The organism is Candidatus Leptofilum sp. (assembly GCF_965223525.1).
Taxonomy (GTDB): Bacteria; Chloroflexota; Anaerolineae; order Promineifilales; family Promineifilaceae; genus Leptofilum.
In genome coordinates, this window is record NZ_OZ245005.1 from 843,689 (window position 1) to 858,261 (window position 14,573).

The following is a 14,573-nucleotide window of genomic DNA, read 5'->3' on the forward strand; positions in this document are numbered from 1 at the left end:
CTGAAAAGGTGTCCTCCCCTCAGCCCCCGCAAGGGGAGGGCTAGGGAAGGGGTCTAAACTTGCTTAAACAGCCACTACTTCCTTCATCATAAACGGCTGGCGAATCACCGTTTTCAGCCGCTCCGGCGCGGCACGGCGGGGGTCACTGAGGTAAATTTCATGATGTTTGCTGCTCAGGACACCACCCAGCTCCCAAACATGCTCGTGCAGGCGCTGAATGGTGGGGCCTTCATCAGCGTAGGGGCCCGTGTACAAAATTTGTACGGCCGTCCCCTCCACATACTTCTCCAATTTTAGCCGATCTACCGCGGCCAGACCTTTCTTTTTCTTCACCTGCCCTTTGGCTTCGGCAATCATTTCAGCCGTTACAAAATCTGGCTGCATGATCATCATTTGCCACAGCCAAGCATCCTTGTCGCCCATCGAAAATTGGCTCATGTCCGGCACCCACCAGAGCCCTTCCAACGGCATCACGCCATAATCAATCGCCAAATTACCCTTCTTAACCATAAATTTAACGGTGTATGCTACAGAATATAGTGCCGAAACCGCATCCTGGTATGCTTGGGAACTATTTGGGTTTCCTTGACCAGTAATGGTGAGAAAATTCATTGGCGGCACATCAACCACACTAATTTTCTTGCCAGATGGGCGGTAAAACTCTTTTAACTCACGCTTGAAATCTATCTTTTTCATAATTTGCTCCTATAACCTCTGGGAGGTTGAATTCCAAATATGACAAAAGCGTAGTATGAGAAACGGCCGTTCGCTATTCCATTCTTGCGCTTTTGTAACGTACCCACCAACCAATCTTCCAAACTGCTTTTCCATTGCCCTACAAATTTCGCTATAATGCAGAGAGTCATGAGACAAAACAACCCGAAAACTGTCAACAAGCTGGAGCAGATGAATGAGTGACCCTGAAAACCATCCAATAATTGGCTGGGAAAAAGAAACGGCCGTTCCCGAAAATCATCAATTTAATAGCTACCTACATGCCAAAAACGGACATCTGCACATGGATGGCCTCGATTTAGCCCAATTTTTTCTAAACGAAGCCCCACAAGGCTTTGAAAGAACCTTACCCAGTCCCCTGGAAATTGTCTATCTGCCCCAAATTCGCAAGCAAATCCACAAAATGATGCAACTCTTCGCCGATGTCATTGCCGAACTGGATTACGAAGGCGCGTTCCATTACACCTACGCCTCCAAAGCCAACGCCGCCGAAGAAGTGATCCGCACCACGCTCAGTGCCGGAGCGCAGCACGAAATGTCCTCCACGGTTGACGTAGACATTGCCAAAATCATGATCCAGCGCGGCCTGCTCACGCCAGACCGTATGGTGGTGTGCAACGGCTTCAAAGGCCCCAGTTCCCAATATGCTGCGAATATTTTGCAGTTACGCCTGCTACACGAAAACCTCATTCCCGTCATCGAAGATTTGCCGGAAATTTCCCCCCTACTCAGCTCCGGGCAAACATTTAACGTTGGGCTGCGGCAAAAAAGCTACGGCCCCAACGAAACCCAGGCCGAGATGGACCAAGCCAATTCACGCTTTGGCCTGCACACCGATGACATCTGGAAAGCCGCCGATTACATCGCTGCTGCCCCCAACCTGACGCTAAAAATGTATCATTACATGGTCGGCAGCCAACTTACCGACATTCCCGCCTTCATTAGCTGGCTCAAGCCCGGCATCGAGCTCTTTGCTCGGCTGCGTCAACGATACCCTAGCCTCAGCATCTTCAACTTTGGCGGTGGGATGCCCGTGGCCATGACACTCAATTTCAGCTTCGATTACCATGAATTTGCTCGCCAACTGCTCACTGCCCTGCAAGAGGCGTGCCGTCGTTACAATGTGCCTGTACCAGATGTGATGGGAGAATTCGGCCGTTACACCACTTCTGAGCATGGGGCACATCTCTTCAAAATTATCGCTGCCAAAGAGAATGGTTCCGAGCGACCCTGGTACCTTATTGACGGCTCGATTATGAGCTCTTTCCCAGACAGTTGGGCTTTGTCTGAACATTTCATCGTGCTGCCGCTCAACCACCTAGACAAACCGTTCCAGCAAGTGCAGCTTGGTGGCATCACCTGCGACAGCGACGACGTCTATCCGCCCAAACCAAGTAGCTCCCCACTTTATCTCCCGGTGGAAACAGATGAGCTGTACATCGGCTTTTTCAGCATCGGCGCATACCAGGAAATGCTTGGCGGCGTGAAAGGGAGCAAACATTGCGTCCTGCCAGAAGCGTATGAATTGATTATTGACAAGGATGAAGACGGCCGTTTCCAATTCCAAATTCTCCAGGGCCAACATCCAGACGACGTCCTCCGCAACCTGGGCTACGCCGTCTGAACCCATGCAACCCAAAAGGCAAAACAGCCGTAAATACAGGTAAAATCATCTAAAATCACAAACTATCCCCACATACAGGGGGCTAACCATTTACAATTAACCATTAATCATTTTTTCTGAGGAAAAGCACATGAACCTAGATCGCACCCGAATTATCTTCATCGCCATCATAGGCGTCGCCGCCTTGGTTATTTGCGGCGTCGCTGCCTACAGCATCATTGGCAACCTGACCGACGACGGGGATACGGCCGTAACCGAAACCAACAACAATAGTAGCAGCAACAACAACGGCGCCACCGTCAGCGAGATTGATCTCGACTCGCCAGACCCTATCTGGGGGCCAAACTACGACGCCGAAGACGGGCTGCCCACCTACATCTGCGGCGCTGACGCCTTCGGCAGCTACTTCACGCTCCAGCAAATGCAAATGAGCGGCAAAGACATCGAGCACGGCTTCCATCTGGGCATCATCCCCTTCTTCCTCACCGATGAATACGACATCACCGAAGGGCAGCGCACGGCTCTGCTAGACTCTGGTCAGTGGAGCTGCCTGCTCACCACGCTAGACTCCGTGGCCCTCTCCAGTCCTGGCGTCATCACCGCCATCGTGGATGAAAGCGCAGGAGCCGACCAGCTTTGGGGCCGCGACATCGAAACCATCAACGACCTGTCCGGCAAACGCATTGCCTTTGCCAGCGACAGCGTGGGTGAATATTTCGTCTACTACGCCCTCTCCATCGCCCAGCTTAGCCCACGTTCGCAGGTAACGCTGGTGCCTCAAGATAGCGTAGAAGATGCCATTGACGTCTTCAACAATGGCCAGGCCGATGTGGTCTCTGCCTGGGAACCTAATATTTACGACGCCGAGCAAAGCGGCGGCGTGAAGCTGCTCAGTTCCGAAGAGCTACGCATCGTCATCGACGTCATCGTCACCTCCCGCCAATCCATCCAAACCAATGCCGATCTGGTACAAAATTTCCACAACGCCTGGTTCGACACCCTCAAATCACAAGTAGAAGATTTTGATACGGCCGCTTCCCAAATCGCAGCCTGGGGCAATAACGACTGGAGCTTCGTCTACCCCGAAACCGCCAGCGACGACTTTATTCTGTGGTTAGAAAGCGTGGCGCAGGCCGACCTGGGCGATAACGCCTTTGTGATGCGGGACACGCGCCCCATCATCTCCCGGCTAGAAATTGCTCGCCGCGTTTGGGCAGCCTCTGACGTGAACATTCCCGATGATGACGTAAACGATCTGGTGAACGCAGGTTTTGTGCTGCGTGCGGCCGATCAACCTAGCTTGCAGCCGAACGGCCGTCCTGTCAACGACACCTTCTCCATTTCGGCACAGGTTGATTTGTCTGGCGTCTCTACCGATGCTGCCGCCACGCTAGCCGTGCTGCCCTGCCGCACCTTTGCCTTCTTGCCAGAATCCACCGAGCTAACGCTGGAATCCCGCCGTATTTTGGATGACTGTGTGGTTCCTACCATGTCCCAATCCATCGGCCTATTCCTGCGTGTGCGCGGCTCTTCTGCCTGGCCCGCCAACGACCCACCATACACCGAAGATGAAATTCTGGAAGTGGCCGAGGGCCGGGCGCAGAGCGTGGTGGATTACCTGGTATCGCAAGGCATTGATCCTGCCCGCTTTATTGTGGAAGCCACGCTGCCGCCAGAAGACCGTCGCGGTACGGATGATCCTAATCTGCAAGCACAAGATCGCTTTGTAGAACTGACATTAGTCACGGCCGGACGCTAATAACTCTAGCTGTGGCCGGTCTCCTGACCGCGCCACTTGGCGGCACGGTCAGGAGATCGGCCACAGCACACGAGTTTGAGGATTTTTATGAAATTAAAAAACTTTCGCGGGTTTCCCCTGCTTTTTATCCTGTTAGCCTTGCCCATGATGGCTTGTGGCCTGTTTGGCCTGAGTGGGGATGGCATTCCCAGCAATGCGGTGGTTGTCAATGTGATGGCCAATACGACGGCCGCGCCTTGGCTAGAAACGGCCGTCACTACCTTCAACGACTCCGAAGCTGAAACCAGCAGCGGTGACCCCGTTTTTGTGATTGTGAACGCCGTGGAGTCCGGCGAAGCCATTGCCGCTTTGCAAGCTGATCCCAGCATCGCCCTCTGGCTGCCAGAGGAGGCCGTTTGGACAGACGTGCTGGCCGACGACGGCGACAACAGCTTCCAAAACGACTGTGAGAGCGTGGCGCAAAGTCCGCTGGTCATTGGCATGTGGCGCGAAGTGGCCGAGGCACTAGGCTGGCCCGGCCTACCGCTGGGCTGGCTAGACATCGGCAGTTTGGCCGCTGACCCTGCCGCCTGGAACTATTACAGTGGCGGCACGCTCGGCCAATCGTTTAAGCTGGGCCATACGCACCCTGGCCTGTCTGGCTCTGGTGCCAGCACCCTGCTGGCCATTGTGCAAGCCGCCGAATCCAAGACAGATGCCGTAAGCGTAGGCGACATTGGTCAGCCGATTGTGCAGGCCAGCGTGGGCGCCTTTGAAGGCGGCGTCACCTGGTTCAGCAGCAGCACCCAATCGTTGGCAACAACCATGGCCGAGCGAGGTGTGGATTACCTGACGGCGGGCATTATGTACGAGGCCAACGTTGCCCAGCTAGGCGGCGATAATATCGTGGCCATTTACCCGCTGGAGGGCACCTTCATAGCAGAATTCCCTGCCTGTGTGCGTGATTCTGTGACGGCTGCTGAGAGGGAAGCGGCCGCTCTCTTCCGGGACTATTTGTTAAGCGCAGAAGGGCAGCAGTTGGCGGCTGATAATGGCTTACGCCCAGTAGATTCGGCCATCTCCCTGCCCGCCACCGAAGCCATTGACCCCAGCCAACCCGCGCTAATTTTTGATGCCCCCTCGACGGCTTCCATTTTTGCCGTGCAGGAGCTGTGGCAAGAAGCCCGCAAAGATGTGAACCTGGTGATGTTGCTGGACACCTCTGGCAGTATGCGCGGCTCTAAAATTCGTAACATGCAGGAAGCGGCCGTTCAGTTTGTCAGCCAAATGGGAGACGACGATTACATCTCGCTCATCGCCTTCAGCACCGAGCCAGAACTCATCGTGCGCCACGTGTTGGTGGGCGAAAATCGGGACAAAATCATCAATGCCATCAACGACTTGAGCGCCGTCGGCGACACCACGCTGTTTGACGCCATTGGCGACGGCTCCGCCTTGCTGACAGAAACGAGCTTGCCCTCCACCGCCAACGCGATGGTTGTCTTGACCGATGGTCAAGATACGCGCAGCTACCGCTTCAACTCGGCCACGGCCATGCAGGAGGCGTTGGCCAACGATGCCACCGTCTTCACCATTGCCTATGGCGGCGACGCCGATGAAAACACGCTAGAACGGCTGGCCATCCAGGCCAACGGCAACTTTTTCGTCGGCGATGAAGCCTCCATTGCTGCCATTTACGAAGAGATGTCGGCTGCCTTTGGCGGCAGCGTCGGCGTGGGACGATAACCCCGTCGTAGGGGCGATGCAATCGGCCAAATATTGGCAAAACGAACTAACTTCTCTCCGATTGCGTCGCCCACATGCCAGAAACGTGGGCGAGGCGGTGGCTGGCAAAAATTTCACGCACCGACCAACACGATTCGCCACTGCCTCGCCCCTACCGCACGTTTTTTGTTAAAATACCCTCTATGACGCAACAACCGCTATTCACCGTGGGCAACGTGCCTGTCTTTGGCGACGCCATCCTGGCCCCGATGGCCGGGTATTCGGACGTGCCATACCGGGCGCTGTGCCGCGCCTACGGCTCCGCCATGCACTACACTGAGTTCGTCCCCGTCGAGGCGCTGCTGGGTAAGCGCGTCCACGAACGGTTTCGCCGTCGGTTGGACGCGCAGCCGGGCGAACATCCGATGGTGTTCCAGATTTTCGGCAACAATGCCCAAATGCTTCTGGATGCGGCTCTGCGTATTCAGGAGTGGGGGCCAGACATTATCGACATCAACATGGGCTGCGCCACGCGCAAGGTAAGCGGGCGCGGCGCGGGCGTAGGTATGATGCCCCAACCTGCGCTCATCGAGGAGACGTTTAGGCTGCTCAGCCAAAACCTGGAGGTCCCAGTCACTGGCAAAATTCGGCTAGGGTGGGACTCTACGCAAGAGAACTTTTTGGAAATCGGCCGTATTTTGGAGCAAAACGGGGCGGCGCTAATTGCCATGCACGGCCGTACCAAAGTGCAAAAGTACGGCGGCAACGCCAACTGGGACGCCATCGCCGAGCTGAAGCAGACGGTCAGCGTGCCCGTCATCGGCAACGGAGATGTGCAAATGCCGGAGGACATTGGCCGAATGAAGGCCCACACTGGCTGCGACGCGGTGATGATTGGCCGTGCTGCCATCGGCAACCCGTGGATTTTTGCCCGCCAGCGACGCGAAGAGTTAGCCGTGGATGAGATCATTAAGGCAGCACGCCTGCACGCCTGGGAAATGGTGAATTATTACGGCGAAGCCCCTGGCCTGCGCCAGTTCCGCAAGCATTTGAAGCGTTATCTTGAAGATATTCCTAATCTCGCGCTGGATCAGTTATTGAGCACTGAGTCATTTGCAGAGTTTGAGGAGATTTTGGTTTGGGTGGAAACGGCCGTTTCCACCCAAACCCCGCTCAAAAATCTACAAGCTGCTAATACTTAATCCGTACTCCAGACAATTGAACAAAACCAGTTTCTCAATCTCTCATAACAAAAATTAGTTGGTATATATGACTCCGAAAGAAGCTGAATTATTGCTCCCAGACATCCGAAATGACGAAAGTCTATGGAACCAATTTTCCTTTTCCCCATTCAAGGATAAAGATGGAAGCATTCTCGATAAAAATAGTAATGCTAGATATGCTCTCATCATTGCGCTTCAATACAACTGGTCAACCTCAGATGAAAAACTGCTTCGATTTATTGTCCAAAATGAAGTAAAGATGCACCAAAAGGCCTCCGGCCTTCTTTACTCATTACACATCAGCACCTATCTTCTGGCGAAATACAAAAACCTTGAGAACGTGTTCTTGTTTTTTGAAGCGAAAGAAGCCAATTTCGACACATATTGCGGCCTGGATATTGAAAAAGTATTTTCTGCGGGTGTGCAAAAGACAATTGAATATCTAAAACAGTCAACCAACCCCGTGAGTCTTAGAATTCTGGAAAGAGTAGACGGTTCGATTGTTGACGATTACCTGGATGAAGAAAGATTGCGAGATTGGTTTGAGGAAGTTGCACGCGCCTATCCCGACACAGTCGAAAAAGAAAGACGAATTACTTTAATTGATAGAGCGATAACATTTAAAGAATTTCAAACAGGACGAATTTTGGTTAGAGAGTGGTTTAACGATCATCTGAATCAAGACTATGAAAAAGGTAATGAGTTTATCCAAAAAAGTAATTTAGCCAATATTGTAGGTCGGGCTAAAGTATTGGGTGACTTTAGTCTGGCAATTGATGCCCAAAAAATTGCGCTAAAATTGTGCGACTCGCCTTTCGATAGAATCTCTAAAACCCAAACATTAGCTGAACTGTATAGACTTTCTGGTTCACTGCTAAAAGCATGGACAGAACTTAAAAATTGCCAGCCAGACCTTGAAATATATAAAGGCTGGAACACAAGTGGCTTAGGGCGTTTTGTAATAACTACAGCCTTACAGTTAAGCTTAGATTGTGACAAGAACGACAAAATAAAATCGGAGGCATTTTATTGGGCACATATGCTCATTAGCCAATCCCGGTTCATAACTTTAGTGATCTTTGAACTCGCATTTGAGGCGGCTTCAGCAATCAATAATTCGGAACTTATGACTCAGTATGAAATTTTGCGAGACAATGAGCAAAAACGACTCGAAGATATGCTAGCTTCTCTGCACCCTCGCAATAATTTAGGTGAGGATAGTCAGAGTCAGTAGTTTTCGCGTTATCAAACGCGAGAGGCCGGCATTTGAGGATGAGCTACCCCTCGGTTTTGGCTTAGATACGGCTGTTCCCACATACAATCCCTGTGCTAATGATGTCTAACCCCTCATTTTTTGCCCAGAAATTGTCCTATTTATAAGTAAAAGATGAACAGATCAAAGCCTAAATGTTGACAGAATATCAACAATAAGTATACAATTGGGCTTGACAGGAAAATTTAGTAAGGAAACGGCCGTAAACCACATCAAAACAACAGGTAAAGCCGCAAGACAAACTGCCCTCATTTTTGACCCTACCCCTTCCCTAGCAATGTGTGACAAAATAGATGGCAAAATTGTCTTAACTATGGATATTCAACAACCAAGCGCATTTGCATCCCACTGCCTCACCAGGCAACGCTGCGCCCAATGGTTATACATAAGCGCTGTCGGGCAAACAGGCAGCATCGAGGAGAACAACTATGTTAAACGGAATCAAAGAATTCAACGGCTATCATGCCAATGGTCATGCGAACGGTAAAACCGCCCACGTTGAAGCCCAAATTGACAAAACAGAAGCCAAAGAAGCAATCGAAACGGCCGTACGCGCCATCCTAACCAACGTTGGGGAAAATCCCGACAGAGAAGGCTTACTTGGCACCCCAGACCGCATTGCCCGCATGTACGACGAAATCTTGGCAGGCTACGCCACAGACCCTATCAAACTCGTTAACAACGCCCTGTTCGACGTGGATTACGACGATCCAGTTATTGTCAAGGAAATTGAATATTTCTCCATGTGCGAACACCACATGCTTCCCTTCTTTGGCCGCGCCCACATCGCCTACATTCCGTCAGACAAAGTGATTGGCCTCTCCAAAATTCCACGCATCGTCGAGATGTTTGCCCGCCGCCTGCAAGTGCAAGAGCGCATGACCCGCCAAATCGCCGAAATGATTGATGAAGTTCTACAGCCGCAGGGCGTGGCTGTTGTTTTAGAAGGCTCCCACATGTGCTCCATGATGCGCGGCGTAAAGAAAGAACACCCTAAAATGATGACCAGCACCATGCTGGGCAAATACAAAGAAGATCGAGAGCTTCGCCGCGAATTTATGGATCAACTTCGCAAATAAACATCTTCCTTCCTCCTTCAAAAAAAGCAGCACCCGATAATGGCTGCTGCTTTTTTTGTTTCGAGTTTAATTAGACCTCTTGCATAAGTGAAAAATCAGGCATAATTGCTAGATGAAATATGCTGAGATTCAAAACCTATCCGATGCAAAATTTAAACGGTTAACAGGTGTTCCACACCCAATCTTTAAGCAAATGGTGGCAATTTTAGAAAAAACAATGCCCACCTTTGGTATACCACCTAAATTATCACGGGCCAACCAGCTCTTGTTGACCCTGATGTATTGGCGAGAATATCGTACCCAGTTTCATATCGGCCAAGCTTATGGAATTAGCGAGTCAGCTGTTTGTCGGATAATCCAACAAGTTGAAAATGCGCTGATCGCGTCTGACCAATTTACATTACCAAGCAAGAAAAAGCTGCAAACAAATGATACGCTCATTGAGGTTGTTATTGTTGATGCCACAGAACAACCGATCGAACGACCCAAAAAAACAAAAGAGACATTTTAGTGGTAAGAAAAAGTATCACACGCAAAAAGCACAGGTCATTGTCAACTTAGCAACCCTGGAAATTGTGGCCACAGCCTTTAGTGAAGGCAAGAAACATGATTTCAAGCTGTTCAAACAGAGTTGTCAAGGGATGATACCAACCATAACATGCTTGGCTGATTCAGGATATCAAGGCATCGTTGAGATTCACAACAACAGTAAGATACCTAAAAAGAAGTCAAAGCATCATCCTCTCACCAAAGAGGAAAAAGCAGCGAATCGAGCCTTGGCGAAAGCCAGAATCTATGGCGAGCACGTGATTGGCAAGCTCAAGATATTTCGTATTTTGAAAGAGCGATATCGCAATCGGCGCAAACGATTTGGCTTGCGATTTAACCTGATTTCTGCAATTTACAATCTGTCACTTGGATTAAAGTGACTTTTGCAAGAAGTCTATTGTTATTTGGTACTGAGTTTGGAGTGGAAACGACAGATAGTCATTTCAAAATTTTTTGTGTATAATATGTGAAAAATATCACAATAGGTATTTTTTATAGTATCAACAACTCGTTGCTTTTGTGAGCAAACCAGAAAAATTTAACGTTTGCTCCTAACCCAACAAAAGCAAAAGGAAGTAACAAAATGAATACGAAACAGCCTCGCGTTATTATTGTTGGGGCAGGTTTTGGCGGCTTATTTGCAGCCCGTGCCTTAGCAAATAAACCAGTTGATGTGTTGCTCATTGACCGCAATAACTTTCATACATTTACCCCCCTGCTCTACCAAGTTGCCACTTGCGCCCTCGATCCGTCCGAAATTGCATACCCGGTACGCACTATCTTTCGCAAGAACAAAAACATTCGCAGCTTGTTGGGCATGGTTACTGATATTGACTACACGAAGAAGAGCGTCACGATTCAAATTGGCGCACAAACTGTGCAGGAAGCGTACGATTATCTGATTCTGGCTTCTGGCAGTGTACCCACCTACTTCGGCCAGGATGCTTTCCGTGAAAACTCGTTGGAATTGCGGACGCTGAGCGATGCCGTTGAGCTACGCAACCACGTTTTGACCCTGTTTGAAGAAGCGGCGTGGGAGGAAGATGAAGCTGTTCAAGAAGCGATGACCACGATTGTGGTTGTGGGCGGCGGGCCAACTGGTCTGGAAACGGCTGGTGCTATTTACGAGCTTTATAATCATGTGCTTAACCGAGAATATCTACACCATGAGCTGGAAACGCGGGTCATTTTAATCGAAATGCAGCCCTTTTTGCTGGCTCCTTACCCGGACAAATTGCAACAAGCCGCTCTGGAGCAGCTTCGTTCTCTTGGCGTAGAGGTGCAATTGGGTAGCCCGGTAAAAGAGGTGACGGCCGATCACGTTACTTTGGCAGATCGGACGATGATTAGAACAAAAACGCTGGTGTGGGCGGCTGGCGTTAAGGGGTCGCCTTTGGCAGAAATGCTCGACGTTCCGCTAAACCGCGCCGGGCAAGTCTCTATTTTGCCCACAACCGAAGTGCCAGACCGCCCGGGCATTTATGCGGTTGGGGATATGACTTATTTGGAACGGCCGTCTGGTGGTGGCTACCCGATGATGATTCCAGTGGCACAGCAGCAAGGTGAATTGGCGGCTGAAAACATTTTGGCGGAGATTGGTGGGCAGGAGAAACGGCCGTTTCGCTATCACGATCGAGGCATTATGGCCACCATTGGCCGCCGCCGCGCCGTTGCCTGGATTTACAATAAAATCCCGATGCGCGGTTATTTAGCCTGGCTGGCTTGGCTGGCTTTGCATCTGGTCACGCTTCTTGGCTTTCGCAATCGGCTAAATGTGTTTATTAACTGGATGTGGAATTACTTCACCTATGATCGCTCTGTGCGGATCATTTTGGAGCAGGGGCCGCAAGAGGGGAAAGCTTCCAATCTCTAGCTCCAGTGGCGCGGAAAGAATCCGCGGCTACTTAAATTGAGAAGGCGGTGCGGACGTGGTTTTTTATTTCGGCGATGTTTTCTGCCACCGGTTTTTCGCCGCCGAAGACGGCGCTGCCAGCGACGAGTGAAGTCGCGCCAGCAACTGCCACTTCCGCCGCATTTTTGGCACTTATGCCCCCGTCAACCTGAAGCCAAGCATTGCTGCGTCGCTGGGTGAGCAGTTGGCGCAGACGGCGAACCTTGTCCGTACTTTGTGGAATGTATTGCTGCCCGCCAAAGCCTGGATTTACGGTCATAACAAGAACAAGATCGACATCGGGCAGGATTTCTTCTACGGCCGTTAACGAAGTCGCCGGATTGAGTGCCACACCCGCCTTCACGCCCAGCTCCTTGATTGCCTGCACGGTGCGGTGCAGATGGCGCGTTGCTTCGGCATGAACTGTGAGCCGAGCGGCACCAGCTCCGGCAAACTGGGTCAGGTAGCGGTCTGGTTCTTCAATCATGAGGTGGACATCTAAAGGCACATTGGCGGCGTCGGCCAACGGCCGTATCGCCTGCGGAATCATCACGCCAAAAGAGATGTTGGGGACGAAACGGCCGTCCATCACGTCCACATGCAGCCAGTCCGCGCCGCCTACAATCGCTTCAGAAATGTGTTCCCCCAGGCGGGTGAAATCCGCAGCCAGAATGGAAGGTGCAATTTTTACAGGAAGATGAGCCATTTGCTTATCCTAACAATGCCAATGCTGCTTCGACCATTGTGTCAGCGGTGAGGCCAAGATTTTGAAAAATATCCTTATGCGGTGCTGATGCGCCGTATCGCTCCAGGCCAATCGCCGTGCCCGACAAGCCAAGATACCGTTCCCAGCCCAGCGTTACACCTGCTTCAATGGAGACGCGGGCAGTGACCGACGTGGGCAGCACTGATTCCTGATAGGCGGCGTCTTGCGCGGCGAAAAGTTCCCAACTGGGCATGGATACCACGCGAGCCGCCACGCCTTTCTCTGCCAATTTTTCCTGCGCTTCCAGGGCAATTTGCACTTCGGAGCCAGTGGCCAGCAACAGCACCTGTGGATTAGGAGCATCGCTGAGAACGTATGCGCCTTTGGCTGCGCCAGCGGCGGCGGCATATTTGCTTCGGTCCAGGTTGGGCACGCCCTGACGGGTGAGGACGAGTGAGGTGGGGCCAGATTTATTTTCTAATGCCAAGCGCCAGGCAACGGCCGTTTCTGCCCCATCGGCCGGTCTGATTACAGTCATGTTGGGCATGGCGCGCAGGGACATGATATGCTCGACTGGTTGGTGGGTTGGGCCATCAGTGCCCAGGCCGATGCTGTCGTGGGTGAAGACGTAAATAACTGGCTCACCCATCAGGGCAGAGAGGCGGACAGAGCCACGCATATAGTCAGAAAAGACGAGGAAGGTGCCTCCGTACGGCCGTATGCCACCGTGCAGCGACATGCCGTTCAAGATGCCGCCCATCGCGTGTTCACGTACGCCAAAATAGATGTAGCGGCCACTAAAATCATCCTTCGCCAGTGCCGCTTCTCCCTTAAGGTCGGTTTTGTTGGAGCCAGTAAGATCAGCAGAGCCACCCAGTAAGTAAGGCACATGGGGGGCAATAGCGTTTAGCACCTGCCCCGATGAGGCGCGGGTGGCCATGCTTTTATCCACTTCAAACGTTGGTAAAATATCATCCCAATGGGCGGGTAATTCGCCGTTCAGAAATTGCTTAAAACGCTTTGCATCTTCTGGGTAGTTGACCAGGTAATTTTCCCACACAATTTCCCATTCGCTTTGGAAACGGCCGTCCATCTTCATAAAGTCACGCGCAGCCTCAGGAATGTAGAAAAGTGGCTCGGTCGGCCAATCCAACGCTTGTTTGGTGAGTACAATCTCCTCATCACCCAGGGCAGAGCCATGCACACCAGAGGTATCTTGCTTGTTAGGACTGCCATACCCAATATGTGTACGACAGGCAATGATAGACGGCCGTTCCCCTTCAGCCCTGGCACTTTCGATAGCCGCCTTCACAGCCAGCGGATCGTGTCCGTTTACCTTTTGCGTGTGCCAGCCATAGGCAGCAAATCGCGCCATCACATCTTCAGTAAAGGCGATGTCCGTTGTGCCGTCAATGGTGATGCGATTGTCATCGTACAGCACAATCAGCTTGCTCAAACCCAAATGCCCAGCTAGAGACGCAGCTTCCTGAGAAATACCTTCCATCAAATCCCCGTCCCCAGCAATGACGTAGGTATAATGATCCACAATGGCGTGGTCAGGGCGGTTAAAACGCGCTGCCAGCCACCGCTCTGCCAGAGCCATGCCAACGGCATTGGTAATGCCCTGCCCTAGCGGGCCAGTGGTGGTTTCTACGCCAATTGTGTGGAAATTTTCTGGATGACCAGGGGTTTTGCTATCCCACTGGCGGAACCGTTTTAGCTCTTCCAGCGGCAAATCATAGCCACTCAGGTGCAGCAGGCTGTAGATGAGCATGGAGCCATGCCCAGCCGACAAGACAAAGCGATCCCGGTCTGGCCAGGTGGGGTCTTGCGGGTTGTGGCGCAAAAATTGCGTCCACAGCACCACGGCCACGTCGGCCATGCCCATCGGCATTCCGGGATGCCCTTCGCCTGCTTTTTGTACCGCATCCATCGTCAAACCACGAATGGTGTTTGCTGCCTGGCGGTGTAGGTCTAAATTGTAATCACTCATCAATTTCTCCAATTGTGCCATTTAGAAGTTCGATTTT

Annotated in this window: 11 protein-coding genes; 8 read left to right on the forward strand and 3 right to left on the reverse strand. The window is 51.6% G+C overall.

Annotated elements, in window-relative coordinates; genetic code table 11:
* Nucleotides 1-63: 63 nt before the first annotated feature.
* Nucleotides 64-696, reverse strand: a complete 633-nt coding sequence (locus ACOQPM_RS20700; protein ID WP_420632156.1) for a GyrI-like domain-containing protein — start codon at nt 694-696, stop codon at nt 64-66.
* 214 nt (nt 697-910) lie between these two features.
* On the opposite strand from ACOQPM_RS20700, the gene ACOQPM_RS20705 reads away from it, so the two are divergent.
* From ACOQPM_RS20705 to ACOQPM_RS20740, 8 genes are all read left to right on the forward strand, one after another.
* On the forward strand, nt 911-2,359 hold the full coding sequence (locus ACOQPM_RS20705) for an arginine decarboxylase (RefSeq protein WP_420632157.1): 1,449 nt from the start codon (nt 911-913) through the stop codon (nt 2,357-2,359).
* Nucleotides 2,360-2,489: 130 nt separating this feature from the next.
* Nucleotides 2,490-4,118 (forward strand): ABC transporter substrate-binding protein, encoded by a 1,629-nt coding sequence (locus ACOQPM_RS20710; RefSeq protein ID WP_420632158.1) that lies wholly within the window; start codon nt 2,490-2,492, stop codon nt 4,116-4,118.
* A gap of 87 nt (nt 4,119-4,205) precedes the next feature.
* Nucleotides 4,206-5,843, forward strand: coding sequence for a VWA domain-containing protein (locus ACOQPM_RS20715; RefSeq protein WP_420632159.1), 1,638 nt, complete (start codon nt 4,206-4,208; stop codon nt 5,841-5,843).
* A 182-nt stretch (nt 5,844-6,025) separates the two neighbouring features.
* Nucleotides 6,026-7,024 carry a tRNA dihydrouridine synthase gene (locus ACOQPM_RS20720; RefSeq protein WP_420632160.1) on the forward strand — a complete coding sequence of 333 codons (999 nt, stop codon included), beginning with the start codon at nt 6,026-6,028 and terminating at the stop codon, nt 7,022-7,024.
* A gap of 67 nt (nt 7,025-7,091) precedes the next feature.
* Nucleotides 7,092-8,279 carry a hypothetical protein gene (locus ACOQPM_RS20725; protein WP_420632161.1) on the forward strand — a complete coding sequence of 396 codons (1,188 nt, stop codon included), beginning with the start codon at nt 7,092-7,094 and terminating at the stop codon, nt 8,277-8,279.
* Nucleotides 8,280-8,746: 467 nt separating this feature from the next.
* Nucleotides 8,747-9,397: a GTP cyclohydrolase I FolE gene (gene folE / locus ACOQPM_RS20730; RefSeq protein ID WP_420632162.1), complete on the forward strand. Its 651-nt coding sequence runs from the start codon at nt 8,747-8,749 to the stop codon at nt 9,395-9,397.
* A gap of 112 nt (nt 9,398-9,509) precedes the next feature.
* Nucleotides 9,510-10,326 (forward strand): IS5 family transposase gene (locus ACOQPM_RS20735; RefSeq protein ID WP_420630785.1). Its coding sequence is split into 2 segments (ribosomal slippage): nt 9,510-9,886 and nt 9,885-10,326, totalling 819 coding nucleotides; the frame shifts between segments, so codons are not numbered across the junction.
* Between the two features lie 203 nt (nt 10,327-10,529).
* Nucleotides 10,530-11,819, forward strand: a complete 1,290-nt coding sequence (locus tag ACOQPM_RS20740) for an NAD(P)/FAD-dependent oxidoreductase (RefSeq protein ID WP_420632163.1) — start codon at nt 10,530-10,532, stop codon at nt 11,817-11,819.
* Nucleotides 11,820-11,850: 31 nt separating this feature from the next.
* Here ACOQPM_RS20740 and rpe read toward each other — a convergent pair whose 3' ends face one another.
* Complete coding sequence (rpe, locus tag ACOQPM_RS20745) at nt 11,851-12,543, reverse strand: ribulose-phosphate 3-epimerase (RefSeq protein WP_420632164.1); 693 nt, start codon at nt 12,541-12,543, stop codon at nt 11,851-11,853.
* Between the two features lie 4 nt (nt 12,544-12,547).
* Nucleotides 12,548-14,536, reverse strand: a complete 1,989-nt coding sequence (tkt, locus tag ACOQPM_RS20750) for a transketolase (protein WP_420632165.1) — start codon at nt 14,534-14,536, stop codon at nt 12,548-12,550.
* Between the last annotated feature and the right edge of the window lie 37 nt (nt 14,537-14,573).